The sequence below is a fragment of the Methanosarcina sp. 1.H.T.1A.1 genome, from assembly GCF_000979295.1.
GTDB lineage: Archaea > Halobacteriota > Methanosarcinia > Methanosarcinales > Methanosarcinaceae > Methanosarcina.
Window position 1 is genome coordinate 1 of record NZ_JJQY01000148.1, and the last position, 26710, is coordinate 26710.

The 26710-nt window shown below is 40.4% G+C and carries 23 protein-coding genes and 1 pseudogene; 6 read left to right on the forward strand and 18 right to left on the reverse strand.

The window, feature by feature from the left end:
* The first annotated feature begins 592 nt into the window (after positions 1–592).
* Complete coding sequence (locus EO95_RS15175) at positions 593–991, forward strand: transcriptional regulator protein (RefSeq protein WP_048136087.1); 399 nt, start codon at positions 593–595, stop codon at positions 989–991.
* A 510-nt stretch (positions 992–1501) separates the two neighbouring features.
* On the opposite strand, the gene EO95_RS15180 is transcribed toward EO95_RS15175, so the two are convergent.
* From EO95_RS15180 to EO95_RS15190, 4 genes are all read right to left on the reverse strand, one after another.
* Positions 1502–1933 (reverse strand): metal-dependent hydrolase, encoded by a 432-nt coding sequence (locus EO95_RS15180; RefSeq protein WP_048136088.1) that lies wholly within the window; start codon positions 1931–1933, stop codon positions 1502–1504.
* Between the two features lie 247 nt (positions 1934–2180).
* A complete protein-coding gene (locus EO95_RS15185; protein ID WP_048136091.1) occupies positions 2181–2465 on the reverse strand; it encodes a non-histone chromosomal MC1 family protein in 285 nt (94 codons plus the stop codon).
* A gap of 481 nt (positions 2466–2946) precedes the next feature.
* Entirely contained in the window at positions 2947–3171 is a 225-nt protein-coding gene (locus EO95_RS17260) for a hypothetical protein (protein WP_082106076.1), read from the reverse strand.
* Between the two features lie 89 nt (positions 3172–3260).
* Complete coding sequence (locus tag EO95_RS15190; RefSeq protein WP_048136093.1) at positions 3261–4448, reverse strand: hypothetical protein; 1188 nt, start codon at positions 4446–4448, stop codon at positions 3261–3263.
* Positions 4449–4695: 247 nt separating this feature from the next.
* Between EO95_RS15190 and EO95_RS15195 the strand changes: the two genes are divergently transcribed.
* Complete coding sequence (locus tag EO95_RS15195; RefSeq protein ID WP_048136095.1) at positions 4696–5787, forward strand: serine/threonine-protein kinase RIO2; 1092 nt, start codon at positions 4696–4698, stop codon at positions 5785–5787.
* Positions 5788–6250: 463 nt separating this feature from the next.
* Here the strand turns inward: EO95_RS15195 and EO95_RS16855 are convergent, their stop codons facing one another.
* Complete coding sequence (locus tag EO95_RS16855) at positions 6251–9238, reverse strand: PAS domain S-box protein (protein ID WP_052733608.1); 2988 nt, start codon at positions 9236–9238, stop codon at positions 6251–6253.
* Between the two features lie 339 nt (positions 9239–9577).
* Here EO95_RS16855 and EO95_RS15205 point away from each other — a divergent pair, with 339 nt between their 5' ends.
* Complete coding sequence (locus EO95_RS15205; protein ID WP_048136097.1) at positions 9578–11569, forward strand: DUF460 domain-containing protein; 1992 nt, start codon at positions 9578–9580, stop codon at positions 11567–11569.
* 47 nt (positions 11570–11616) lie between these two features.
* Here the strand turns inward: EO95_RS15205 and EO95_RS15210 are convergent, their stop codons facing one another.
* A complete protein-coding gene (locus EO95_RS15210; RefSeq protein WP_048136126.1) occupies positions 11617–12162 on the reverse strand; it encodes a ferredoxin domain-containing protein in 546 nt (181 codons plus the stop codon).
* Positions 12163–12340: 178 nt separating this feature from the next.
* The gene (locus EO95_RS15215) at positions 12341–13591 is read right to left on the reverse strand and encodes an MBL fold metallo-hydrolase (protein ID WP_048136099.1); all 1251 of its coding nucleotides are present in this window, start codon (positions 13589–13591) and stop codon (positions 12341–12343) included.
* Positions 13592–14661: 1070 nt separating this feature from the next.
* Here EO95_RS15215 and EO95_RS15220 point away from each other — a divergent pair.
* Positions 14662–15114 carry a universal stress protein gene (locus EO95_RS15220; protein ID WP_048136102.1) on the forward strand — a complete coding sequence of 151 codons (453 nt, stop codon included), beginning with the start codon at positions 14662–14664 and terminating at the stop codon, positions 15112–15114.
* Between the two features lie 837 nt (positions 15115–15951).
* Here EO95_RS15220 and EO95_RS17750 read toward each other — a convergent pair.
* A complete protein-coding gene (locus tag EO95_RS17750; RefSeq protein WP_156164079.1) occupies positions 15952–16116 on the reverse strand; it encodes a hypothetical protein in 165 nt (54 codons plus the stop codon).
* A gap of 223 nt (positions 16117–16339) precedes the next feature.
* Between EO95_RS17750 and EO95_RS17925 the strand changes: the two genes are divergently transcribed.
* A complete protein-coding gene (locus EO95_RS17925) occupies positions 16340–16591 on the forward strand; it encodes a hypothetical protein (RefSeq protein WP_162197367.1) in 252 nt (83 codons plus the stop codon).
* On the opposite strand, the pseudogene EO95_RS17265 reads toward EO95_RS17925, so the two are convergent.
* The 10 genes and pseudogenes from EO95_RS17265 to EO95_RS15265 form a co-directional block, all read right to left on the reverse strand.
* Positions 16533–16715, reverse strand: a pseudogene (locus EO95_RS17265) (IS4 family transposase); the annotation flags it as partial. The gene EO95_RS17925 and the pseudogene EO95_RS17265 overlap by 59 nt on opposite strands.
* 99 nt (positions 16716–16814) lie before the next feature.
* Positions 16815–18155, reverse strand: coding sequence for an adenosylmethionine--8-amino-7-oxononanoate transaminase (gene bioA / locus EO95_RS15230; RefSeq protein WP_048136106.1), 1341 nt, complete (start codon positions 18153–18155; stop codon positions 16815–16817).
* 2 nt (positions 18156–18157) lie between these two features.
* The gene (gene bioD / locus EO95_RS15235) at positions 18158–18844 is read right to left on the reverse strand and encodes a dethiobiotin synthase (RefSeq protein WP_048136108.1); all 687 of its coding nucleotides are present in this window, start codon (positions 18842–18844) and stop codon (positions 18158–18160) included.
* Positions 18845–18856: 12 nt separating this feature from the next.
* Positions 18857–19051: a hypothetical protein gene (locus tag EO95_RS15240; RefSeq protein ID WP_048136110.1), complete on the reverse strand. Its 195-nt coding sequence runs from the start codon at positions 19049–19051 to the stop codon at positions 18857–18859.
* A gap of 6 nt (positions 19052–19057) precedes the next feature.
* The gene (locus EO95_RS15245; protein ID WP_048136112.1) at positions 19058–19615 is read right to left on the reverse strand and encodes a biotin transporter BioY; all 558 of its coding nucleotides are present in this window, start codon (positions 19613–19615) and stop codon (positions 19058–19060) included.
* The gene (locus tag EO95_RS15250; protein ID WP_048136114.1) at positions 19605–20585 is read right to left on the reverse strand and encodes a biotin--[acetyl-CoA-carboxylase] ligase; all 981 of its coding nucleotides are present in this window, start codon (positions 20583–20585) and stop codon (positions 19605–19607) included. Before EO95_RS15250 ends, EO95_RS15245 begins: the two co-directional genes overlap by 11 nt.
* A 463-nt stretch (positions 20586–21048) precedes the next feature.
* Complete coding sequence (locus tag EO95_RS18615) at positions 21049–21270, reverse strand: DUF6444 domain-containing protein (RefSeq protein ID WP_394297376.1); 222 nt, start codon at positions 21268–21270, stop codon at positions 21049–21051.
* Positions 21271–21408: 138 nt separating this feature from the next.
* The gene (locus tag EO95_RS15255) at positions 21409–23664 is read right to left on the reverse strand and encodes a DNA topoisomerase I (protein ID WP_048136116.1); all 2256 of its coding nucleotides are present in this window, start codon (positions 23662–23664) and stop codon (positions 21409–21411) included.
* Positions 23665–23951: 287 nt separating this feature from the next.
* Positions 23952–24446: a TIGR00725 family protein gene (locus tag EO95_RS15260; RefSeq protein ID WP_048136118.1), complete on the reverse strand. Its 495-nt coding sequence runs from the start codon at positions 24444–24446 to the stop codon at positions 23952–23954.
* Between the two features lie 138 nt (positions 24447–24584).
* Positions 24585–25106 (reverse strand): DUF367 family protein, encoded by a 522-nt coding sequence (locus EO95_RS15265; protein ID WP_048136120.1) that lies wholly within the window; start codon positions 25104–25106, stop codon positions 24585–24587.
* Between the two features lie 764 nt (positions 25107–25870).
* Between EO95_RS15265 and EO95_RS15275 the strand changes: the two genes are divergently transcribed.
* Positions 25871–26440 (forward strand): HdeD family acid-resistance protein, encoded by a 570-nt coding sequence (locus tag EO95_RS15275; RefSeq protein ID WP_200895059.1) that lies wholly within the window; start codon positions 25871–25873, stop codon positions 26438–26440.
* Positions 26441–26710 lie beyond the last annotated feature (270 nt).

Below are 26710 nucleotides of genomic sequence, written 5' to 3' on the forward strand. Positions count from 1 at the left end.
GTGTAAACATGGACCTGAGTTATTTCGCGTTGGAGCCTCAGAAGGTTAACCTGTGCCTGAAGAGTTTGTCACCCTATGAGCGAGACTAAGGCAAGGCCTTCACGCCGGATGTCCAGAATACCTATCCTTATCCCGAGCGATAGCCCTGACCTTTTAGACTAGCTTTCAGGTATATGTGCTTAGATGTGCTTAGATGTTCCTAGATGTTCCTAGATGTGCTTAGGTCTGGGAGATACGTGCAAAATAGCTATCCCGGATTCTCGTCCAGATCACTACAATGCCTTCGGCAGAAATGCTCACCCTATCAGTTTTCTTAATATCCTGAGCCGATGGACGATCCAAATACTCAATACTCGGATTCAAACTTTGTGACAAGGTTGCTAGAGGTTTTTGGGTATGTTACGTGGTTAACCAGGGAACAAAGAAAAAGCGCTTTTTATTATCTTCAAAATGTCAAAACGGCACCTTTTATCATGTAAATGCATATATTTTGAAAATGTTTATAAGGTATCATCAACTTTAATAAGTGATTATAAAACCATTCTTTAAGCTGACAAACAATCCATAAAACTAGAAATATCGAGGGGTTATCATGAAAGATTCTGAAGTAAAAATGTTGGACGAAAACGACCATATTTTTATTAAAGCATTAAGTGATCTCGGGATGTCAAGAAATGCCGCTACAACCATGGCATATCTTATGAATGTAGACGAAGCTTCATCATGGGAAATTGAAATAAGTACTGGATTAAGGCAACCCGAAGTCAGTCTTGCAATGAGGTTAATGTGCGATAAGTCCTGGGTTAATATGCGCTCCGAAAAAAAGCCTGGAAAAGGGCGGCCGATGAAGATTTATTCTCTTGCGGCTCCGGTTGACGAGATCATAAGTTATTACGAAGACCAGATTTACAAAGAATCTCAGGCAACCATCTCAGTAATCAAGAAACTGAAAGTGATGAGCAAACAGGTGTCTCTTACTCTCTCAAAGTGAAGGCTTTCAAAAAGGATTAACTCCATAATGGCTGACAATCCTTTTTTGGAATTCACTATTATGGAAAAAAACATTTAATATGGACAGCTTGCTTTTGGGTAACTTCATTTAGCTTTTCTATCTTCTCATCCTTAATGTGCAGCTGGTTCTTCGACAGGCAACGCCTTCACGCCTTAATCCCTATCCTTTCCCAGCGATAGCCTTCGCCTTTGTACGTGGCTTCCAGGTATGTGTACGTGTTCGGTATGTGGAGGGTTACAGAAGCTATGCTTGGTTCCCGTCCAGATCACTACAAACTCGATAGATATTCTAGTGTCGCGTCAGCAGTAAAATGTCGTATAAAATCAAGAACAACTATTCAGAATTATTCAATCCTTGAGGATTGACGCGACACCAGGAGACTTTTTAATATCTTATGGGATCGTCAAAAAACCCGAAAATAATACACAGTCTCTAAAATATTCTTTAACATATGACAAATGATAAGTATCATGATAAGTATCGTCTGTTTTATAACTCTCTAAAAGATCTTTTAAAAAGCGTTATTAAGTATTTTAGTCCAGTTTGATGCGGATTTTTGCGGAAACGCCATCCCAGGAGAGGCCAAAATAAAGTTCGAGGCGATGTCCACATCTGATCTTCCATAAGGTGAAAAATAGAACCTGCTGCAAGGGTAAGGACTTTGATATCTCCTCTTTTATCATATAAGTATAAACCTGTCAGAAAGAGGGTAAAAGAAAATAACAATGTATGAGCTATTATCCGTCCGTTTGCAATGGTAGAAGAAAAGATAACCATTCCTAGAGGTTTATCTATTAAGTCCGGAAGGAGCGATCCAATGACCAGATATGTTGGATCTATAATGGTCCTTAATTGTGGTATAAAAAATGCAAATCCGAAAAATACCCCCAGCGTGACGCCAATATGTCCAAAAAGAAGCATCAAAATTAAAAGGTACTTTAGTTACATATAAATATGGTCTAAAGATCTGTTTCTTGCAGAACTTTACCAAAATAGCAACGTTTTGACCTAAAGTGCGCCATATTAAACTGGCTGGAATGGACCATTGGTCTCGAGTTGAGGCTAAAAAACAGAGAAATAGCATTATTTTAGGGTAAAAGGTTGCTGTCTGAAAATAAGGTAAATAAGTTTTACTATAAAACCTATTTACCTTTTGCTTCCTTTATATTTATTCGATTGTTTCTATTCTCTCTTTCTTGACAAAGGGCTTGCTGATTTTCTCTGGCATCCAGCTAGGCCTATTTTTTGGGGCTTTGACAACTTGTTTCCATGCCTTGAAAATGTGCACCTTCTTTGTCCCGCGTTCCCTGAGACGGAGAATCTCCGGTTTGGATTTTGTCCCGTTGCTCCGGTTTGCTGCTTTCAGAGCAGCCTGACGAGGCTGTTTTCCAGTGAAAACTCCGTGTTCATTGCCGTCTTCGTCTCTTAATACAAAATTTCTTGTGTCAGACATAAGAGTCATCTCGCAAAATATGTTACTAGAGACTGATTAAGTGTTAAAGCATATAAACTTTTTCTTTGAATGTTGTCGATAGTTATTGGTTTGTGATAAAATCCCCATTATTTTATGAAGAATATATAAACTAAATTTTTCTATATTGTTGTCAAAATGGGGTATATGTAAATATTTATATCTTAGGATCTGTGATGAAATAATATAGGCAGTAGTTAAGAATGTATTAAATAACTTTCATGAGCTAGATGGCTGATTTGACTTCACTGAATTATTCATTACCTGAGTTCTTTCGTTACAAATACTTAGGTTTTCTATTAACCCATCCTTTTTGTGCAGCTGGTCGGTAAGAAGGTCAACCTGTGCCTGGAGTTGATCCTCCAACAGGCAAAAATAAGGCACGACCTTCATGCCGGATTTCCAACATGCCTATCCTTATCCTGGAAGCCTGGCATAATCCTTCCACGTATGGTTGTCGGGTTTAATAACGGACCGGATTAGAACCATACCTTGAACCATGTAGTTTTTCATCTTCTACTTTTATTTTATGCGATACAGTTTCACCAGTTGGTTTTTCGTCTTCTACTTTTATTTTATGCCAACCACACAAACAGCAACCTTCTTTGTAATGCATGATATGTTTTACAACACAAGCAAACCCTATTGTTGCTAAGATACAACCCACTATTTTCATAAATTTATGCACAATTATTCACTCCAATTTATTATTATACCTTATCGTTTATGAAGATACGCAAACAAGCAGACTTGTTAAATTTGCAACTGGTGGATTTTTTAACTTTGAACCTTCCATCCCCTGGCAGTTAAATTATTTGCATGTGCTATTCCTGTAGTTGATGGTGCAGCATTTCCAGTTAAATCTAAATCCCCACCATTAGTATTATAAGAATCCAGTGTTTGGAGTACCCCATCTACTGCTGTTTGATTTAATGAATTACGACTAGCATTTAAATAAAGTAAACCGGGATCATTGGAAATATCTAAACTTGTGAGGTCATTATTATACATATTCACAGTACATTTTCTACCAGCAGGGAAACAACCAGAAAAATTAGCAGCATTATAATGATTATTGGCTGATAGAACGCTTTTCAAATTTGTTGAAGTCAGGTGCAGAGCACCGCTTTGATTACCGTCCCATATATAAAAGTCTTTGAGAAGTGGAAACTGATTGACCGGGAACGTGCTGGTCATCTGCGGGTTATCTCTAACACATATATGCCATATCTGAGCCCCCGTTGTACCCCAATTTATTGAATATGTTGAACTTCTCTGAGATGCTCCACGAAGATCAGCCAGAGAAGGAGCTTCTGAGAGATCAAGATAAGAAATGTTGCAATTTTCAAGACAAAGCCTGGTCAGAGACGGAACGTTACGGAGTCTGATGGTAGCCAGTGATGTACAATAAAAACACTCAATCGTATGCAGTGCCGTGAAGTTATTGAAATCCAGCGCAGTTATTGGATTATAACTCGAAGCCCATACCTGGAGGTATGGCGCAACATTTTCTAAACCAGTAACAGCTATTACATTCTGTTTTTTTAAATTTTCTATTGTACTGGAACCTGGAGTTACTCCACCATCTGAACCATCATAACCTATATTGATTTTAGTTACTGCACTCCATGGTGTTACTACCAAAGTGTTTGCTCTTGTCCTCTTTGAACCAAAATTTACAGAAGGAGACGGAGAATCAGATGTTGAACCGTCACCAAATACCCATTGAATTTTAGGATTACCTGTAACTGTAATAATTGGTGAAAATGATGAACCAGTAGTAACAAACGTAATATTTGCTTCAGGTGTTGGAGGTATTACCTTTGCATTTGGACTGGAGTTTGAATTGTTCTTATCAGAGTCTGACGAGTCTGAACTCGTACATCCCAGAGTAGAAGTAACTAAAATAATAATGGCTAATAATTCTGCAAATTTAATCTCAGAAATTCTATTGGGAAATCGCATAACAGATCTCCTGATATTATTTACTTTGAGATTGTTTTTCTGAAAATTTACATTATTTTTGAATAAAGTGAGCTTATGAAATACTTAACTTTTATTAAATATTTATATCTTCTGCCCTAAAAAAGTTTTCTTTTTAACCTGGTTTTTGAACGATCCCGTATGGCGAATAAGGTTGTAAAGGTCAGAGAACGCGTAATAATTCGGGCGATCATTTAAATATCGAAGGTGATATGTATAACAGGATAGGATGATCGACGAAGTGCTAAAGGTTTTCAAAAAGATCGATGCAAAGGATTTCAGGATACTTACAGGCATCGAGACAGGGATGAAACATTTTGAGTGGGTGCCGATAGAGGAATTGAATAAGTACACTAAAATGCCTCTCGATAAGCTGGAATACAGGTTAAGAAAACTTGTCCGGGATAAGCTTGTTGTCAGAACCACCCAGCCTTATGAAGGTTACCAGATTTATTTTGAGGGCTATGATGCCCTTGCTCTCAATTCCTTTGTGAAAAGGAGAAGTATCAGCGCCATAGGGGATGAAGTAGGGGTAGGCAAGGAGTCTGTCATTTTGGAAGCGATCCGGCAGCCTGAGCTTGCAATAGGGAAGCCTTCTCCGGTCATAATCAAATTCCACAGGGAAGGCAGGACCAGCTTCAAGCAAATAAAAAGAGTACGTGACCACATTGGGGAAAGAGAGCACTTTTCATGGATTTATGCTGCTCGTCTTGCTGCCCAGAGGGAGTATGAGATCATGACAAAGGTATACCCTCAGGTGTCTATCCCAAAACCCCTGGATCAGAACAGGCATGCAATTGTTATGGAGATTGCAAAAGGCAGCCTGCTCTCAAAAACAAAGCTTCTTAACGCTGAGTGGTATCTCGATGAGATTCTCAGGCAGGTAAAGATAACCTACTCGCTTGGAATCATCCACGCCGATTTAAGTGAATATAACATCTTTGTATCCGAAGACGGCGTCCAGCTCATCGACTGGCCTCAGTATATCACTCCTGCCCATCCCCATGCTGACGAAATTCTCGAAAGGGATGTTTCAAATGTACTGGTTCATTTTAATAGGAAGTATGGGATTAAAAGGGAGCTTGAAGAAGTAATTCGTGAAATTAAAAGTGGAGCAAGCTTAATCGGAGCAACTGAAGAAGAGCCAAGCAGAGACGAAGCAAGCAGAGACGAAGCAAGCAGAGACGAAGCAAGCAGAGATGAAGCAATTATAGAAGGAACAGGTAAAAGGGGTGAAGGTCTAAATGAGAGGATCAGCGAAGAAAATAAAGATAAAGAAAATGACAATAAAGAAGAAGCGTTCGGAGAAGAGAGGAATTAAAAGAAATAGATGAAAGATAAGTAAAAGATGAAAGATAAGTAAACTCAGATCGGATAAAGAAAATAAAAGTTCTTTATCGTAAAAATTTTTTATTGCGATAAATATTAGTATTTTATAACTTTATTTCCCCCCTCTGAGCGAGCTAAAACAATGTCATATGTACCCAGGTCACCCGAAGACCGTCTTCATCCTCTTTTTTTCACGGTATATCCCTAAATCTACCAGTCCCTAAATGATAAAGATGTCTGCCTATCTGCCCGGGTGAAATGATTTCTTCCATAACGGCGGTAAAAAGTAGGTGGGGGATGAGGCTAACACAGATACAGAGAGATTCGGGCCTTAATACAAAAACATGTGCCAGAGAGAGAATTTTATGCTTAACCGATGACGCATGTTCACTTATATTGATTTCACTTATTATGTGAAGGAAATGGAGCGATTATCCTTTTTTCAGTAAATCACATTATTTTTCTTTTACAGGCAATATAATTGTGAAAGTGCTCCCTTTTGTTACCTCACTTTTAACTTTTATTTCTCCACTATGCATCTCAACTAAATTTTTGACTATTGTCAGGCCTAATCCTGACCCGCCGTACATTCTGGAAAGTGAAGAATCAACCTGTTTGAAGGGCTCAAAAATTATTTGTTGTCTATCTTCCGGAATTCCAATACCATCATCTCCAACGGAAATTCTGATTGTGTTTCCTGATTTGTTTGCCACAACCTCTATGTGTCCATTCTCGGGAGTAAATTTCAGGGCATTGTTTACAAGATTATAGAGAATTTGCTTGAACTTTATTTTATCTGCATATATATGCAGGTCCGCAGGTTCGGCTGAGAATTCCACGGATATGTTTTTGGAAGTCGCGAATGGAGTTGCGATATTTTTTACATCTTCAAAAATGTCTGCAACATGTACAATTTCAAATGATAATGAAATGTCTCGGGATTCGATTCTGGAAATATCGAGAATATCATTGATCAAATTAAGAAGGTGGTTTCCACTTCTTGAAATATTTTTCAGGTACCTCAATTGCCTTTCATTAAGGGGACCAAAGATCTGGGTAAGCAACATATCAGAATAGCCTATTACTGAATTGAGAGGCGTTCTCAACTCATGGCTCACTGTTGCGAGGAACTCACTTTTGGTCCGGTTAGCCTCTTCCGCATGGATTTTCGCATCAATAAGGGCTTTTTCTGCCTCCGCCTTTTCAGTAACGTCTCTGAAACTCCATACGCGCCCTTTAATTATTCCATTGTTCATGAGTGGAGTCGATAAGCTTTCAAATACCCTCCCATCTTTAAAATAAATATAAAACGTATTTGTTTCTTTTGAGCGGTAAAGGGCCTGGATCTTTGATAAATATTCTTTAGAACATTTTACCTGGTCTGAATAGAAAGAAAGTAATTCGTCGTAATTTTTCATGTTAGCCAGGGCTTCGGGTATTCTCCACATTTTAACAAACTTTGAATTTGAAAAAAGGATTTTGTGGTTATTGTCGACAACAAAAATACCATCAACAGTTGATTCAAAAGTTGATTTCAAAATAGTGTCTATATGTTGAATCTCTATTGAAGCTCGCTTTTGCTGAATTGCCAGTGCATAAATTGCAGCAACCTTTCTGATAGCTTCAAATTCGGAATCGGAATACCCCTGGTTTGAATTTGCAAGGGATATCTGTCCCATGATTTCATTTCCAACTACTGCAGGAAAACTTAAGAAATTGTTCAGTTTTATGTGCCCTTCAGGGGCTCCTCCTGAACCCGGGTGCATCTCCGGAGAATTTGTATAAAAGCCTTTTTTTGTGTTTAAAGCGTGGCCGAATAATTTGGTATAAAGGCCATCCGGCCCTCTTGGAAAAGAGATTTTTTTATCGTTTTCATTAATGCTGCAACTTTCCATCATCCTGGTCAGAGTATGACATACGTTGTCGCCGGTTTCGGGGTCAATGGAAGAAACATATCCGTGGTCACTTCCGGTCAGCTCCTGAGAGGCTGAAAGGACAAGGTTTGCAATTGTTTCAATGGAATTATTCGGGTCTATAAGGGCGTCTGCCAGTTCTGCAAGGGACCTGTTGACATCCAGCTCCCATTTCAGTTTTTTCACATTATTTTTGTATTCCGTAATGTCCATGGAAAAAACAGCAATGTGGGATATCTGATTAGAATAATCATAAACAGGGTAAAAGTTGTGCTGAAAATAGTTTCCTTCATTCATGTCTTCAAACTTCAACGCTTTTCCTTCAGCTAAAACGGTATCAAACTTTTGTTTTCTGCTGCTCATAATTTTTTCAGGAAGAAGGTCATATATGTTACATCCTATGCATTTTTGTGATGTGGTGTTTAGCTTCTTAGCAGTGGATTCATTTATCTGAACAATTGTGCCGTCCGGTTCCATGAGAAACGCATATTCTGTAATAGCATCTATCATTGAGCGCAAAAGCTTTTCATTTTCGAGAGCTTTTCTTTCGGCTTTCTTCTGTGCTGTGATATCCTTGAAAGCACAATGTGTCTGCTTGAAACTGCCATCCTCGTTATATGCTATTTTTCCGTCAATAACGATATTTATTCTTTTGCCGTCTTTCCTTACAGCTTCATATTCAACCCCATGTATCTCTCCATGGGAATTGAATTTGTCCAAATTATTTTTGAATTTTTCAGCATCCTCAGGTGTAAGGAAGTCTTTGAAACATTTTCCAATTACTTCTTCGTAGGAATAACCGAGGGTTTCAAGCCAGGTATTATTAACATCAATGAAATATCCATTTTCGTCCAGGGAGTGATAGCTCAGTGGAGCTTGCTGGAAAAGGATCTCGAATCTGTTTTCAGCTTCATGAAGTGCTCTTTCTGTCCAGATAGCCTGGATTTTTTTGGAAACATGGGCAGTAATCGTTTCTATGGCAGACACATAATGAACTTTTTGCCCTTCTGGCACCAGAATGGAAATTCCACCAAAAATATTCTTTTCGTTAGAAAAGCCAATAACCTGAATGGAGCCGATGTTGAGATTCTTTTCAATTTGTTTACAGGAATAGTATGGCACTTTTTTTGCCAGCAAAGCATAAAGGCCATCTTTGAAATGTTCAAGTTTGCCGCTTTTAAAGAGCTGGAGGTTTAATTCCATATCTTTCGGCCTGAAAGATACGTCCTCAAGGCCCCTGTCAGGGATACCGGCAACCTTTTCTGTTATGCTCTCAAGCCCTGGCGCTGCTCTTATCCTTACAGCGTTTATGCTGCTATCATAGAGTGATACAATAACATAGCAGTCCTTATTCAATTTGTGAACGGCTTCCCCAACTAACTTACATATCCTGTCGGTGTCTTCGACCTGATAGGTTTCGATTAAAATGTCGTTAATGAGCTGAAGTTCATTTAAACGTTCATTATAATCAAATGTATTTGAACCACTTTCAGGTGATTCGTTATTAAAGGTTTCATCGTGGCCGTTCATCCTATATTTATCTCTTCAGTTTTTATATATAAATATTCTTATTCAGTTAAAAAACGCTTTAAAATACTTTTTATCAAGATATGGCCATTATTTTAGCTTAATTTCATAAATATATTAACTATTTTGTTTTTCTTCAAAATATATCCTCAATTAAAAGGTTAATTATCACAAAAATCTAATTAAAGATATATTTTATACCTGAATAATTCAAATGTTGATTAAAATTTTAAGAATTAAAGTTAGCTGAGGCTAGAGCGCGGGACCTTATAGACTATGTCAATTTTATAAAATAAAGGTAGAAATCAGTTAAATATATATTCATCCAGATATAAAATATAGGTGTTCATGCAAAACAGGATCATCTATGGAATTGATATCGCCCGGGGTTCCCCAAGGGCAAAGGAACTTCCTCGCTATGCTCTGGCTATCCTGAAGGACGGAGAAGTTTCCCATCAGAGTATGCTCCGCCGCCAGAAAATCTTTAATTTGATCCAGAGGGACAGGCCGGAGATAATAGCCGTTGACAATATTTTCGAGCTTGCAGCTGACAGAAACGAGCTCCTTTCACTTATGGAACGCCTGCCTGATGGGGTAAAACTCGTTCAGGTCACAGGCGGGCTTCACCCGGAACCTCTGGTCAGGATTGCGCGGAAGCAAGGGCTTTTCTTTGACCCCAAAAACCCTAATGACGAAGCTGAAACCTGTGCCCGGCTTGCAGACCTGGGGGTTGGGCATGAGGTTTCTCTTTTTGAAGATATTACGAGAATTAAGGTCAGCAGAGCCCGTTCCCTCGGACGGGGAGGCTGGAGCCAGAACCGGTACGCAAGAAAAGTGCACGGAGCCGTGCTTCAGAGGAGTCGGGAAATTGAAAATACCCTCAAGGACCTTTCACGGGAAAAAGGTATCAGGTTCGATGCCGTAAATATAAAGGGGTTCGGAGGCTATGTGAGGTCCGAATTTACAGTCTATGCAAAGCGTGGAGAGATTCCAATACATCCTATGGCAAGCAGCGATGCGCAGGTAAGTGTGAGAAGTGTCGAACGCGATAAAATCCGGTATGTTCCCCTGAAGCCGAAGAACCCCGGGCGTAAATTCACTATCGTGGGGCTCGATCCTGGTACTACCGTGGGCATAGCTATTCTTTCTCTTGATGGAGATCTCCTCTATTTGAAAAGCTTCAGGGGAATAGCTCCTGATGAAGTTGTCAAGCTTATTGCCGAATATGGAAAACCTGCAGTAATTGCAAGCGATGTCACTCCAATGCCCGGCTCGGTTGAAAAAATCAGGAGGAGCTTTAACGCAGTCCCTGCAAGCCCTGGAATTGAAGTCTCTGCCGAAGAAAAAATTGCGCTTGGAAAAACCTTCGGCTACTCCAATGACCACGAAAGGGATGCATTAACTGCAGCTCTTCTCACTTACAGGAGCTACAAGAACGTCTTTACGCGAATTGAAAAGAAAGCTCCGGAAAATGCAGACCTTGAGCTGATAAAACTTCATGTAATCCGCGGAGACTCAATAGAAGCTGCGATCGAAAAAGTCCGGGCTGCATCGATTGCTCCTGAAAAGCCAGGGGCAAGGACTGCTCCTGAAAAACCCGAGGAAAGGGTAGTTGACGAATCTCTCCTGAAAGTGAGAGAGACTGTCCAGAGGCAGGGAGAACAGATTCAGAACCTGCAGGATTATGTAGAAGAATTAAAACAGTCACTTATTGCAAAAGACAGGAAAATCTCAAAGCTTGAGTCAAGGTTGAAAGGCTTCAAAAAGGAAGCTTACGGCGAAGTCCGGAAATCAAAAGAGGTTCAGATCCGGGACAGCACCATAGAGAACCTGAAAAAAGAGCTCAGCAATAAAAATAAAACCGTAAAAGAACTCAGGCGCAGGAGCAACAAACTGCGTAAAATCCAGAAAATGGAAATTCGCGGCGAAGGCACTCCTGTAAAGGTTATTGCAGCTTTTACAAAGGAATCAATTGCCGAAACAAAAGAAAAATACGGGCTCAAGCCAGAAGATGTGGTTTTCCTGGAAAATCCAAGCGGAGGCGGTGCTGCAACAGCCCAGATCCTTGTGGAAGCAAAAGTTCGGGCAGTACTTATCCCGGAAGATATTTCGCATGCAGCAGAAGAGACTTTTTTCAAGGGGGACGTGCCGGTTTTAAGGGGCATCCCGCTTGAAAGGGCTGAAGACTTTGCAATGGCTGAGCCAGAAGGCCTCAAAGCTGCAATTGATGCCTGGGAAAAAGAAGCCGAGGCAAAGCGCCACAAAGCCAAGGAAGACGAATTGCAGAGCCTCTTTGAAGAGTACAGAAGTGAGAGGCGGAGGGGCCTTGTTTAAGGCTCTTCTGATCTTAGTTCCAATTTTTCAGTAAACAGCACCACGATTTATTTTCTGTCAAAGAAGACATTTTTCCCGGTCACACTCAGCGGAATTCCAAAAACAACATCTGCATCCAGCAAGCCTGAGACCCTTGCTGCTGCGCCAACTGAGTACATGACCCTGTTGTCAATGCAGAAGTCTTTGGCTTTTGCAGCAGCTGCGCCTACAGCAATCCCGAGGTCTGCATACTTGAGCATACAGTTTGGGCCGTTGAACTCGGTTTCCACCTTCTTTGCGTTGAGCATCTCTTTGCAGGTAGCAAAACCACAGGCTCCACAGTTTAAGCCTGCTGCCCCGCTGGCTTTGACTCCTATGAGGACAGTAACCCCTGCGTTTCTGAGGTTTCCGGCATCTCTTTTGAGGAAAGCAAAGCCTTCGCCTTTTTCTTCCGCCAGCTTTTCCATTGTCGAGGCAAGGATTTCAATATCATCTTTTTCAACAAGGGCAGTTATTATGTCGTCCACTCCTTTGGCTTTCGGGGCAGTCCGTGCAGCCAGGAGGATGCTCTTTGCAAGTGTCTCAAGGACTTCGGATTCAGGATTGAGGATCATATTCAGGTAATTGGAACTTGCAAAGCTTAAGCATTTCGCAGGCTTCGTAAGAAGCCTCATCCATGTCTTATCCTTCTCCATACCTTATTCTCATCCATGTCTTATCCTTCTCCATACCTTATCCTCATCCATGTTTTATCCTTTCCTCTCTTTCTTTCCTCCTTTTCCTTTTTCTCACTCAAAAACTGAAGGATTCCCCGTTTGCGGGTGCATAAGCTTCTACGCCGATTTCCTCTGAAATCCACTGTGCAAAAGCTTCCGTTTTTTCTCCGTGCATGACAAAGACCCTTTCAGTGCCCTTTTTGCAGAAGTTTTTTACGAGCTGTTTAAGTTCCTGATCTCCGCAGTGGGCAGAAAAGTCGTACTGCTCGATTTTGGGCTTGAGGGCAAGGACATCCCCTCCTGTCTCGATGACTCCGTGTTTTAAGGCCAGCCGACCGTTTGTACCTTCGACCTGGTAGCCTGTGAGCAGGATTTTTGATTTCGTATCTTTGTAAAGCCGGCTTAGATAATACAGTGCAGGCCCCCCGTTCAGCATCCCGGCTGTAGTGACAATGACTGAAGGCTCTTTAAGGACGTACTCCCGATGCCTGTCTTTTACGGAACTCGCACGTCCGAAAGCCCTGTCAAGAAGGTCAGGATTTCTCAGATACTCAGGATATTTTTTGAGGATTTTGTACACCTCTCTGCCCATGCCGTCCACGTAAGCCCTGATTCCGTGGGCGTCAAGCAGCATCAGGATCTCCTGAGTCCTGCCTATTGCAAAGGCAGGGATAAGGGCAGTGCCTCCCCTCTCCAGGGTTTCACGGACAGATTCTATAAACCTTTCTTCGGTCTCTTTCCGCGGGATATGCTCTTCCCCAAAGTACGTACTTTCAAGCACAAGGGTATCAGCCTCAGGAAACTTTTCTGCCCCCGGGACAAGCCTTGTCTCCTGCAGGCTGAAATCTCCTGTATAAAAGAGACTTTCTCCGGATTCGGACTCAAGGTGGATTCCCGAAGCTCCGGGGATATGGCCTGCGTTGTAGAAGCAGGCACTGTATCCGTGAGTTTTGAATGTTTCTCCATAATCTTTTCGCCAGGTAAGCTGGTTAAGCCTTTGAAGGTCATTTGGGTCAAAAGGAGCTACACCCGAAAGGGTGGTTTCTGCAAGCTTGAGGGTATCTCTCCCGAGAAGGCTGGTAAACTCTGCTGTTGGCGGAGTCATGAAAACTTCAGGGCTCAGGTACATCAGGTTAGGGACAGCTCCGCAGTGGTCCAGATGCCCGTGTGAAACAAGCACTGCTTTCGGTTCGATGTCATTCTGGGGATATTCGGGTACATCTCCAGCCTTTATACCGTAATCAAGCAGAATCTCCCCGTTAACAAGCAAACCCGAACGTCCTACTTCTCTGCATCCGCCTTTAAAGCTAAGCTCCAGAACAAACACTCCTTAAATTTTTTTATACCTTAATTTCTCTAATAAGCTTTTCAAAAAGCCATTTGAAATAACTCTGGCTTTACAGACCTTATAAGTTATGATACGACAGCTTAAAACTTAAAGGTACAGTAACTTAAAGGGACTTGAAATATATTTAAAATCAGTAATGAAACGTGGTGTGGTTCTGATCAATTGATTGATATTGTCCCGCATACCCGAAGATAGTATATTTTGGTTTTCTACCTCCGTGCCGCGCAGGGTTTTAGCCGGCCCGCCATTAGCTAAGAAAAAACAATAGCTGAAAATGTAACACAACTAAAAGAAACTGAATACTATGGAGAAACGGCCAGCTGGCATGAGAAATGATTCTTTGACCCCACAGACCGTTTTTCAATTTACAGGTAAATATAAGCGCTCCCACCAGCTTGTCTGGCAGCTCTTCCCAAAAAGAAGAAAGAATTAAAAGGAAAAAAAATTAAAAGGAAAAAAAATTAAAAGGAAGAAATAAGAAGGAAAATACAGTAAAAAGCAGACTTGAGAAAGAGTATTTTTCAGGTCGAACTTAATTCTGTTTTGTTTTCATTTTGCCGATTTTTTCTGCCGCGTCCAATTTTGTCTATTTCCTGTAGTTTTTAGTTGTTGGTCTTTTTACGTCTTTGTTTGCAAGACCGCTCTCCTGCGTCGAGAGTTCTTCTAAATCTTACTTTAAGGCCGTCTAAGTCGCTTTTAAAATCTCTTTTATGGATTAATCTGGCTCTGCTCCGAAAATCAATCCTGAAAGTTGTGAGTAAATCATAAATTCTCAGCAGGAAACCCGTTAAATCTTTAGATTTAGCGGGTAGTTGACAGTTACTCACTTTTCTACGGTCTCACACACTTATATTTAAAATGAGGTGAGTATATTATTATAGGGCATTTAGAGCTTACACACTTGAATATATTATTTGTTTAGAAATCAGTGAAAGTTATTAGGCCATTATAGGTGTTTTGAGTTCTTTATGCTTGTATTTTACTGCAATTTTTCATGGACGTTGAATGCGAGTTGAATGCGAGTTTAAATCTGTAATGGAGAACAATACATGACAAGCGATTTATACCGAAATATAGTGATTGCAACAGACGGGTCCGCGAATACCCGGAGGGCTATTTCTTACGGTATTGAGATTGCAAAACTTAGCGGAGCCACTGTCCATGCCCTTCACGTAGTAAATACATCCTCTACAATTTCTGAAAATTGGACTGCTGGCAAAGAAACAATCTACAAAATAATGAGGTGTGATGGGGAGAAAGTAGTATCTAAAATTAAGCAGATTGGAGAGGACTCAGGGGTGGAGGTAAGAGAGGTCCTTTTAGATGGGTGCCCAAGTGATGAAATTATCTATTTTGCAGAAAATAATAACGTGGACCTGATAGTAATGGGTACACTCGGAAAAACAGGACTCGAAAAATTTCTGATGGGAAGTGTTGCAGAAAAAGTAGTAAGAGGTTCAAAGGTCCCTGTAATGGTCATACGGACTGGAAAACAAAGCTGAAACTTTCCGTCAATTACAATTGTCAATTACAATATACACTATTTTTTAGTTTTCCAACTACTAACTACTTTAAGAACAGCATTCGATATACCTGCAAAAACAGCAATAACAATTGACACCTTAAACCAAAATGTCGCTCCACCCTTAGACATACGCAACATATGGATACACAACTATAAAAAATCAGGTATTATATTATTAGATATATATTATATAAGCAGAAGAAAAAAGAAAAGAGAACATGGAGGGGATAAATTTTCTCTTTTCTTATCAAAAGAGTATTTTTTCAATCATTTAAAAAACTTTTGGGAGTTTTTGTTACATTGTCCTGATGCTCCAGAAACTCAAAACATAGTTAAAAAACTGTAAAATTGTCTTTTAGTTGGTCGGATACTCGGAAAAATACTTAGAGTTACTTCAAATACTCTGAAAATAGGAACGATTTTAGTCACTTTTATACGTTTTTAGAGCATTTGCATGGAAAATTTCACAAAGAATACATGAGAAAATCAAATCCCGTGGAGACCGGAAAGTGTAAAAGAATCAGTTTGTAGCAATAGAAAAACAAATTCAGAAATACCCAGAAACAGGCTTTCTCAAAACTACATTTGATTCTACAATTTTTTTGGAATATTCCGCTATAATGTCAAACTATTCGTAAATTTCAGACTAATTCCCGATATGAAATTAAAGTCAACATTATATTATTCAATTGTAGAAATGGATCGAGTTTTGAGACGGCTTGGAAAACCATTTTTAATTTTCGGATATTCGAGAATGTAAAAAATGGCTTATCGATAAGATAAGATAGGGAAAACTGAGTTAACTATGCTCTTTTTATTTTCCTTTTCCTTTCTTATCTTGTTTCTTATCTTGTTTCTTTTCCGGTTCTTTTATTTTGTCTTTTGATTCCTTAACTTCCTCAACTGGTTTTTTAATCTTGTCGTTCGTTTCTTTATCCATCTTTTCGCGTTTTGCTGCCTTCTGTTTCTTGGTTGCCAAGTTATAAAACCTCTGGATAACATTTTTACAAATTAACAATTATAGAGGAGTCTTGCACTATAAATATGTTTATCTTTTCTTTAATCCGTAGTAAGACTTCTCTACATCCTTTTTATACTGGCCCTAAAGATACTCTCTTTACCCAGAAAACAGCTTTTGAATTCACAGGTCGATATAGTTGCTTCCGCCAGCTCTGGCGGCTCTTCACAAAAAGCAGAAAGAATTGAGACGGAAAAAAGAAGGAAAAGAAGAGGGAAATAAAAAAGAGAAAAGGCTTAAAAAAACGGTAAAAGGCAATCAATTCTGGTTATCCTCTTATCTTTCTCTTTTTTTGCGGGAAAGGCCTCTCTCCTTCGTTGAGCGTGACAAAAATAATTCAATAAAGCTAACATGGTTGTTTGGATCAGAGTTCAGGAACTGGCAAGTGTACGCTGCAAGCGCACACCAAAACTCTGTGTTAAAACCCAAAAGATAATGACAGGGTCAATTTTACGTTCACATACTATGAGACCAGTTTCTTTGGCAGTTTGTCTTAACCACTCTTCGGGAAACATTTCCCGAAGAGAGTCTTCAAGAGTAGGTGGGGGACGAGGACACATAAATACAGAGGGAGTTGGAAATTATTATAAAAACATGTGCAATAGATCTAATTTAATGCTTCACCGATGACGGATGAACTTCAATTATCAATTCATGTTTTATCCTAATATTTGTCTTGTCGACTTGTTTAAAACATCTACAACAAAGTCCATATCTTCCTGCTCAATGATGAGTGGTGGATTAAAATACAGCACATCTCCAAGGGGCCGGAGCAAAACTCCGCTTTTTAAGGCTTCTTTATAAATTTGGTATCCTAAGCGCTGTTTACTGTCAAAAGGCTCTTTTGTTTTTTTGTCCTTTACGAGCTCTATGGCGTTAATCAGCCCTATACTGCGGATATCTCCCGCAAATTCATAATCTTCAAGCTTTTCCCTAATCAGTTTATTAAAATAAACTGCATTGGATTTCGCTTTTTGCAAAATATGGCTATCCTCCATGATTTTTAAAACTTCCAATGCTGCAGAACAAGCAAGAGGATTGCCGCAGTAAGTGTGGCTGTGCATAAACGCTCTGCTCTCATTATAGTCGGCATAAAAGGCATTGTAAATTTCGTCAGTGACAGCTGCCAGAGCCATTGGCATATAACCGCCTGTCAATCCTTTTGACATGCACATAATATCAGGAGAGATTTCTGCGTGTTCACAGGCAAACATCTTTCCTGTACGGCCATAGCCGACTGCTATTTCATCTGCAATCAGGTGAATATTATGAGCATCACAACATGCTCTCAGTTTTTTTAAGTAGATAGGCGGATATATTTTCATTCCTGCTGCCGCTTGCACAAGAGGCTCCACAACAAAAGCGCAGGTTTCTGCTCCGTGCTCATCAAATGCCTTCTGTGCCTTTTCAAAACATTCCGCATTGCAGTTTTCCCTGTATTTTCCATATTTACAGCGGTAACAGTCAGGACCTTCTACACGAATAATATCCAGCAGCATAGGCTTGTAAATCTCAGAGTACAAATCCACGCCGCTCACTGATAGAGAACCCAGTGTTTCCCCATGATAAGCGTCAGAAAGTGCCATGAACTTCTTTTTTTGAGGGTTGCCTGTCTGATAATGATACTGAAAGCTCATCTTCATTGCCGCTTCTATTGCAGATGAGCCATTATCTGTAAAAAATAACTTTGTAAGACCTTTTGGTACTATTTGTGATAGTTTCTCACAAAGCTCAATGGCGGGCATATGGGAAAAATTCGCAAAGATAACATGTTCTAATCTATCTATCTGGTGCTTTACAGCATTATTGATCCTTTCGTTGCAGTGACCCAGAAGATTACACCACCAGGAACTGACCACATCAGCATACCTTTTTCCCTCTGTATCATACAAATACAGTCCCTTTGCATGGTTAATAATGATTGGCGGCAATTCTTCATAATCTTTCATCTGTGAACAGGGGTGCCAGATGTACTTTAAATCTTTTTGTACTAAATCCATCACTAAATCTCCTTAAATAAATCCGTAAGCACTTGCAAGGGTATTGCTAAATCATTGGAATTTTTAGGTACACAGGCAATTACAGGTGTTTCAGTCAGCTGTTCGATTTGGAATTTGTTATCAACATGAAGAAAATTATCTTCCATGTATCCGTTTAAAATAATTCCTTTTACTGCAATTCCTGATTGCTTTGCATATTCAATCGTCAAAACAGTACTGTTAATAGTTCCTAGGGAAGAGGGGGCAACAATGAGCACATCCAAATTAAGCCTTTTTATCACATCAGTCAGCATAATTGTTTGCTCATCCCTGCGCAGAGGACAAATAATCCCCCCGCTTCCCTCTACAGTGACGTAGTCAAATCTTGTTTTCATCTGCTCAAAATCTGCATCAATGACATTCATTTCAATTGGGAGTTTTTCTATTTGAGCCGCCAGATGAGGGGATACAGCCGTTTCATAAATATAAGATACCAGGCTTTCAGGGCCATCAGTAATTCCCGAAACTTCGCAGACATACTTTGCATCGCCTGCAACAAGTTTCCCTTTTATCTTTTCTGCACCGCTCAAAGCCGCCTTATAGTATCCTGCGTTTAATCCATTTTCACGAAGTTTTTTTACGATCAGTGCAGTTGTAAAGGTTTTCCCAACATCCGTACCTGTGCCAGTGATAAATAGCCCTTTACTCAAAGCATCTTCACCTCAAATATTTTCCGAACACTTTCCATTTTTTGCGTTTATAATTGTACAAATGTCAAAGGCATTGCCACAGAAATACTGGCGCAATTCATTTGAGGCTCTGCTTAGTTTCTCCAAATCAGCCCTAATCAATTTTCTTGCATCTTCTTTTTTAATTTGAAATCCATTTATTATTTTGTTTTTAATTTGTTGTATCATAAAGTATTAACCTCTTTTCATAGCCGGAAACAGTTGTTTTGCAAGAGTTGCACTTGCAAAGCAGAGAAAAATATCACCGGGAACTGCAAGAATAAAGCAGTATAAAATTAAGCTCCACACACCAATATGTGAATCTAGATAATAGTTGGATATCAGGTAGCAGTAAGCCATACCAAAAGCATAAACAATGCCAAGGTTTGCAAAGCTTGCTAAAACAAGTCTTTTATATGAAGGGGAATTTGTTTGTTCGATTATGTAGCCTGAAATAAAGCTTCCTGCAAGAAATCCAATGAGATAACCAAATGTGGGATGAAATACATACCATATTCCACCTCCACTTACAAATACGGGCAGTCCTACTAAGCCGATAGCGATGTAAAGCCCAACAGAAATTGCTCCAAGCCTCCTTCCTAGAAGCAGACCTGCCAAATTGGTAAACAAAAACTGTAGCGTAAAGGGGACTACAGGCACCGGTATTTTTATAAAAGCACCTGCTGCAATAAGTGAAGAAAAGAGTGAGCAAAAAACAAGTTCTTTTGATTGCAACGTTTTTTCAGTTTTCATCTCTCATACTCCCTATCGTTATTTCACCTGATTGTAACGCGTATATCTCTCCCTCTTCGTTTTGTACAATCAAGCTGCCAATTTCATTAATATCGATGGCTCTGCCACTGTGTCTTTTGCCATTCTGATAATAATTAATGTCTTTTCCCAAAACCATTGAACGTGCTTTATACTCGCTTATAAAGCTTTTATCCTCAAGCTGGGTATATAAATCCAGAAGCTCATTGATTATTTCTGCAGCAAGCTGATTTCGATAGATATTTTTTGGGAACAAAGAAGTTGCAATCCCACGTAACTCCGGTGGAAATTGTTCTTTCTCTGTTTTCACATTGATTCCAATACCAACAATGACATTTTCTACAGTATCACTTTCAAAATCGCTAACCGCCTCTGTAAGTATTCCACAAATTTTCTTTTCATTTAATAAAATATCATTAACCCATTTTATTTTTGGTTCTTCACCAGTCAACTTCTCTATCACTCTACATACGGCTACGGCTGACGCAATAGTGATTAGAATAGCATTTGAAGTTTTCATTTTGGGACACAGGATAATACTCATGTAAATGCCTGTTTTGGCTGGAGAAAAAAAGCTTTTACCAAGTCTGCCCCTACCTTCCCTCTGTTCTTCCGCAAGAATAACCGCTCCCTGTTCTACACCGCCAATTGCCATCTTTTTTGCTTCAACATTTGTTGATGAAAGGGATTGGTATACAGTAATTGAATTTTTTTTATATTTTGGATTCAGGAATATTTCAATGCCCTCAGGAGACAACAAATCATTGTCAACAGATAGCTGATAGCCTTTATTTGTTGTAGCATTAACGGAGTATCCCTCCTCTTTCAATGCTTGGATTGCTTTCCAAATCGCAGATCTTGAAACAGATAGTTTGTTTGCAAGCTCCTGCCCGGATACAGCAGTATTTCTGTTTTCCTCCAAAATTCTAAGAACTTCACTTTTTAAAGACATTATTTTGTTTCCAATCTTAATTTATTATAATAATCAAATGAGCTGATTGTCAACTTAATTTGCAGAATAGGTTTATAATTATTTTGTTTGGATGATAGTCATTACCGGGTAAATCACAAAAAACTCAGGAATTTTCATAAGGAATGAACCAGGATTTTCTCATAAGCTTTAGGGCCCTTCTAAATCTGTGTTAGAGATAAGGATATAGAATGCTTATTTTGGGTAATAGATATGCATTTAGAATCTCCCCAATAAAAGTAAATCCTAAAAATCAATTATTTAGAAAAATAATTCATAATAATCATTAAAATCAATAAATAATCAATATAAAATCTGTATTTGATCACAATTTATGTTTATTTATAACTGCGGCTTCTGATATCATTTTCACCCATACAAAATTCAATGATAAAAGCAAGGAAATGGAGATATATTTAATTGGGTAAATAAGGTTTAATAGCCCTTAAAAAGCTAATCGTTTTTTGAGGGGTCTAATAAGCTTCAATATCATATTTTCAAGAATGTTTTCATATTCTTTGCAGCCTTTCCATTTATGGAGACTCTTGGGGTTGTTTTTCTTTGAAAAAGTAGTAGAAGGAGATTTACTACTGTTACAAGTGTTTTGATTTATATGAACTTCTAAAGCTTGTAGCATCTCGCGAAGCTCTTTTATTTGGGCTCGCAGGTTGGTTCAGGCTATGAAAACTAATATAGTTGTACGATTCCATAATCAGAATTACTTTTTGCCCAAAACAATTTATTCAGCAGAAAGCTAGACACAAAAAACCAAATAAAAATAAAAAAGCCTATTTGAGGACCGTTTTCACAAGTCCTCAACTGTGCTGCCGCATGAAATCTGCCAGTTCTTAATCTTCTTTACGGTGACCTTTATAAGCTTCGCAAGCTCAATTGCATCGGCTTCTATCAGGGCTTCTATGCTGTTTATTCCTGCTTCTTCGAGTTTTCCTGCGGTTGCTTTTCCCACGCCTTCGATATCCTTGATGGATTTCGGTCTTTCCTTTTTCGGCTGCTGGGCCTGCTCTTCCTTCTGGGTTTTCTGCCACTCGATGAAATTACACTGCGGGCAGCCAAGGTCCCAGGCTCGTTTTCCCTGATTGATTATGCGGATATGGTGCAGTCCGTGAGTCTCGCAGGACTTATCGGTGACAATGATCTGCCCGCTCTTTGGCAGGGGCAGGGAGAAAGTGCAATTAGGGTAATTGCTGCAGCCTATGAAACGACTTCCCCTCTTCGAACGGCGGATCATCAGGTCGTTTCCGCATGCTGAGCAGGTGCCTATTATTTTATCTTCCCTGAGGCCTGCCTGCAGGGACTCTATGATATTATCCCTGTTTTTGTCGAGTTCCGAAAAGACCTGCTTCAGAATCTCCCGGGACTCTTCAAGGACAGCCTCCTCCTTGATTTTGCCCTCTGCAATCAGGTCCATATTCTCTTCAAGCAGCTTTGTCATGTCCGGTTTTGTAATCGTAGGGGAATACTTCTCAAGGGTATCCATTACGGCAAAAGAAGTATTTGTGGGCTGTACCGGGTTTCCGTGGATATAAGCCCTGGAATAAAGCTTACTTATGATCTCGTGTCTGGTAGCCTTTGTGCCGAGCCCCAGCTCTTCCATTATATTGATTAGCCTGCCCTGCCCGTAACGTCCAGGAGGCTGGGTTTCCTTGTCCAGCATCTCTTTCTTTATTACTTTCAGGGAATCTCCTTCCCTGAGTTCCGGAAATAGCCTGTCTTCAGGGGCATTGTAGGGATAATACCAGCGCCAGCCGTGTTCCAGCAGCCTTGCTCCGTTTGCCCTGAACTCTTCCTCCTCGATATCGAGTCTCAGGCGCAGAGTCTCCCAGGTGCTCGGTCCGGCAAAGGTTGCAAAAAAGCGCCTGACCACAAGCTCGTAGACTTTCCATTCCTCTTCTTTCAGGTCAGTTTTCTTTGCAAGGGATGCCGGATAGATAGGAGGGTGGTCTGTTGTTTCTTTTTTCCCGCGCGTGGGGACAAGTTCGGCTTTCTCAAGCAGGGCGTTTGCATACTCCTTAAAAGGCCCTTCCTTAAAAATCTCAATTTGAGCCCTCAAATCCAGAGTATCGGGATAAACCGTATTGTCTGTCCTTGGGTATGAAATGTATCCGTTAGTATAAAGGGATTCAGCTATGCGCATAGCATTTGAGGGGCTGAGCCCTATAGAGTTTGCCGCGTTGATAAAGCCTGTAGTATTAAATGGGGTAGGGGGCTGGTCGACCTTTGTCCCTTTTTCTATTTCCTTTACTTCCGCTTTTTTCCCCAGTTTTTTGAACACCTTTGCAGCTTCCTCTTTGTCCAGGAAGCGGCGAGTTGAGTGCTGGGCGGAAAAGGTTTCTTTTGATGCGGTTTCAAGTTCAGCGTGGATCTCCCAGTAAGGAGTCGGGACAAATAGATTCCTTTCCTTTTCCCTGTCAACAATAAGTGAGAGGGTCGGCGACTGCACCCTTCCTACCGAGAGGAACATTTTCCCAAGCCTGCCAGCTGACAGGGAAATATAACGGGTAAGGGCTGCGCCCCAGACCAGGTCAATGACCTGCCTTGAATGCCCGGCGTCTGCAAGATTAAAATCAACGTTTGTGGGATTTGCAAAAGCGGCTTCGATTGCTTTCGGGGTTATTGCACTGTAGCGGACCCTGTCAAAAGGGATATCCGGATTTACCTTTTTTATGATATTGAGGGCTTCGACTCCTATCAGTTCTCCTTCCCGGTCGTAGTCAGTTCCAATCGTGACCCTTTCTGCTTCTTTTCCCAAGCTCTTTAAAGCAGTCACTATCTTCCGGTTAATTGGAGTTGTTGTAATCTCGGCGTCGACCAGGGCTCTGGCATCAACTTTCTGCCAGTTGTTATACTCTTTTGGAAAATCAATCCCGACAATATGGCCGGAAAGCCCTACCACTGCAGTCTCCTGCCTGGTTTCGCCGGATCCGATCTCGTACCGGTATACATCTACTCCGCTGACTCTTTCCTTCTTAGGACTTTTTGGAGCCAGAATCGCAGCTATCCTCCTTGCTGCTATATTTTTTTCCGTTACGATAAGGTGCATTTAAAACTCCGGTATAACTTTTCTTGTAAGTACAGCTTTCATTACATTTTGTGGAGGAATGCTGGCGTACCCCTAAATTTATGCCAGTCTGAGTCGAAGCCTGCCTCCTAATTCTTGAAGTTTCCTTTTGCAATATATATTTTTGGATCAAATCTCTAAATATTCTGATATCCGTAATTATAATCAGGTTCAGGTATTCCTGATTTACCTGTTTTTCCTTTTTACCTGACTATTTTTACTTAAGGTTTTCACACTTCTTCTCTATACTTCTTCTCTATACCTCTTCTCTACACTTCTTCTCTATTTTCTTTTGTCCCTTCTTCAATGAGTCTGAAAGCAAGCTCTACAGCCTCCAGCGGGCTTTTTGCGCTCTCTGTGCCTTCGATTTTCCATCTGGACTCAAGCAATACCACCGGCTTTCCCATCTTCAGGCCAAGAGCTATTTCCGAAAGAGTCCCATATTCCCCGTTAACCGCAATAAGAGCATCCGAGGACTGGGATATAAGGGCATTTCTGGCATGCCCCATTCCGCTGAGAATGGCTATATCTATCCAGGGATTTGCTTCCTCCCGAAGTGCTCCGGGCAAAATTCCCAGGGTTATTCCTCCTTCCAATTTTGCTCCACAAGCTGCTGCTTCCATTACTCCTCCAAGGCCTCCGCAAAGAAGAACAGCTCCCTTTTTTGCAATCTCTTTTCCCACAGCTTCTGCAAGGGCTCTGGTCTCACTGCTACAGGTCCCGGCTCCTATAACCCCTATCTGCTTTCTTACTGACGGTTTCACTGTACATAACTCCTTTTAGCCCTTTTAATTGAGATCCGGTCAGATTGCGTTCCTTTATTTGAGTGGCTTCGGGATAATTGCTTTTCTCTCCGGGATAATTACTTTTCTCTTTTGCCTTTCGCTTAAATGTAGCCGCCTTCAGATGTAATGGCTCTGCATTTCCACAATTTCAGTGCTGTTTTTTGCGGTTGAATACTCTTCAAGCGGTTCCCTGTTCAGTTCAAGGAAGCTGTGCCCCCAGTTAAACTTGGACATGACTTTTTCGGCCTGCTCTTTATATCCAAAAATATACAGGGATGCTGCAAATGCCTCTGCAGAATTGAGTTTGAAGGGCCTTCCGAAGTTCACAGGATTGCCTGCAAGCAAATAGGGAAGAGCTCTGTGTTCAAGGTTCAGCTTTTCCAGTTCAGGAAAAACCCTTTCGACTTCTTCCCAGGAGCAGTCAAGTACAATAATCCCCTTTCCGGGGTTATCGGCAGGAGATAGGGCCTTTTCTGCCATAGGGTCGAGCAGAATCGCTGAACGAGGCAGCCTTGAAATCCTATCGTACATATGGGCAAGGTCAAAGCGAGCCATTTTTCTTCCTGTGCACTTTTTCGGGTCACACTGCCCGGCATGGTATATATAAAGGGGAATATCCCGGTTTTTTGTCGGATTCATCACTGATCCTCTGGAATATGGGATTCTATTTAAACAGTTTCCTTGTTACTTGTTTCTTTGTTTACCTGTTTTTCTCTTTTATATGTTTCTTTGTTTACCTATTTTTCTCTTTTATATGTTTTCTTGTTTACCTGTTTTTCTCATTTTCTTTGTGTGTGGGTACCGAGCCTTTATTCCCGGATAAAAGAGCCTTTATTTTGAGATTTAATAATAAGTTTGTTTATATCCGATGATTTGTATATAATTATATATATCACTGCTTCGTCTTCTGTCGAATGGGGAAAGGGAATTAATCTTAATCTTGATATTGAAATTAACATTGAAATTAACATTGAAATTAACATTGAAATTAACATTGAAATTAACATTGAATTTGAGATCCCAAAAGAATCCTGTCTTCATATGCTGCAGTGATAAATGAATAGTTATTTCAGCCTGCGTCATATCCGGGCTTTCAATGATGGAATTAGATGCACTCAATCAGCACCTTTTACAATGAGATTATTTGGGATTAATTAAGGGTAAGCTGTACAGATGTGAATTTCATTAATAAACTGCCCCGGAAAGAAGAAATTGCTCTTCTTTGTGGAGGGGGAAGGCTATCTTTTCTTTGACTCTGGCTATTCCTGAGTGTGCCGGAAATTATCCTGAAACAGGAATTTCCTGCTCGGGACGAGTGATGTCTCTTTAGCTGTGCTCACACCTGTATTCTGGTAGCGGGAATTATCGGTTGAAGCACTGAATAAATTGGGGAGATAAATTATATGGAACAACCAATTGATGTTATAGAACAGCCAATTGATGCTGGTAAAGGGATGGGGTATGAAATACTGCAGGCACCCTGGTGGGTAGTTCTTCTGGAAGGGGTTATCGCTATTATTGTTGGCTTATTTCTGTTATACAAACCTGCAGTAACCACTATCTATCTCTTACAGATCCTGGGGCTTTTCTGGCTGGCAGGGGGAATTCTTTCCGTTTTAGGGGCGTTTATATTCTCAGGGAATCGGTTATGGAAACTGCTTTCAGGTATCCTGGGCATTATTGCAGGAATCGTTATACTGATGTACCCTATTTTCAGCCCTTTCATAGTTCTCACATTCTTCGTTATTTTCATAGGAGCATGGGCTATTATCAATGGGGCTGTAAAACTTGTCTGGGGACTTAAGGGAGGAGGATGGGGAATGGGAATCCTTGGTATCCTGACCATAATTCTCGGCATACTCCTTCTAACCAACTCTCTGGCAGGAGCCCTGTTTCTCCCGTGGATATTCGGATTTTTCCTTATTGTCGGGGGAATGGGGGCAGTCATCGGAGGACTAAAAATGCGGACCTGAAGAAGGAGTTTTCGAGACAAAAATAAGGAGACAAAAATAAGGAGACAAAAACAAGGAGACAAAAATAAGGAGACAGGAATATGAAAAGACCTATCGGTGTTACTATTCTGACCTTTGTGGCTGTAGTTCTTGCGTTTTTAAACGGTATTGTAATGCTCCGGTTTCTTGGATTTTTACCCTTTCTGGGGCCTCTGGATATCCGTATTTTTAACCTATGGTATGCACTATTGTACCTGTCTCTTATACACATCTGACGCTGCCGACGAATAG

Coding starts and splice junctions, on each gene's coding strand:
- EO95_RS15190 (WP_048136093.1), bottom strand. CDS start 4,448: ATGCGATTTCCCAATAGAATTTCTGAGATTAAATTTGCAGAATTATTA.
- EO95_RS15180 (WP_048136088.1), bottom strand. CDS start 1,933: ATGCTTCTTTTTGGACATATTGGCGTCACGCTGGGGGTATTTTTCGGA.
- EO95_RS16855 (WP_052733608.1), bottom strand. CDS start 9,238: ATGAACGGCCACGATGAAACCTTTAATAACGAATCACCTGAAAGTGGT.
- EO95_RS15220 (WP_048136102.1), top strand. CDS start 14,662: ATGACAAGCGATTTATACCGAAATATAGTGATTGCAACAGACGGGTCC.
- EO95_RS15250 (WP_048136114.1), bottom strand. CDS start 20,585: ATGTCTTTAAAAAGTGAAGTTCTTAGAATTTTGGAGGAAAACAGAAAT.
- EO95_RS15185 (WP_048136091.1), bottom strand. CDS start 2,465: ATGTCTGACACAAGAAATTTTGTATTAAGAGACGAAGACGGCAATGAA.
- EO95_RS15275 (WP_200895059.1), top strand. CDS start 25,871: ATGGAACAACCAATTGATGTTATAGAACAGCCAATTGATGCTGGTAAA.
- EO95_RS15210 (WP_048136126.1), bottom strand. CDS start 12,162: ATGATCCTCAATCCTGAATCCGAAGTCCTTGAGACACTTGCAAAGAGC.
- EO95_RS15255 (WP_048136116.1), bottom strand. CDS start 23,664: ATGCACCTTATCGTAACGGAAAAAAATATAGCAGCAAGGAGGATAGCT.
- EO95_RS15240 (WP_048136110.1), bottom strand. CDS start 19,051: ATGATACAACAAATTAAAAACAAAATAATAAATGGATTTCAAATTAAA.
- EO95_RS15195 (WP_048136095.1), top strand. CDS start 4,696: ATGATCGACGAAGTGCTAAAGGTTTTCAAAAAGATCGATGCAAAGGAT.
- EO95_RS15265 (WP_048136120.1), bottom strand. CDS start 25,106: ATGAATCCGACAAAAAACCGGGATATTCCCCTTTATATATACCATGCC.
- EO95_RS15175 (WP_048136087.1), top strand. CDS start 593: ATGAAAGATTCTGAAGTAAAAATGTTGGACGAAAACGACCATATTTTT.
- bioA (WP_048136106.1), bottom strand. CDS start 18,155: ATGGATTTAGTACAAAAAGATTTAAAGTACATCTGGCACCCCTGTTCA.
- EO95_RS15245 (WP_048136112.1), bottom strand. CDS start 19,615: ATGAAAACTGAAAAAACGTTGCAATCAAAAGAACTTGTTTTTTGCTCA.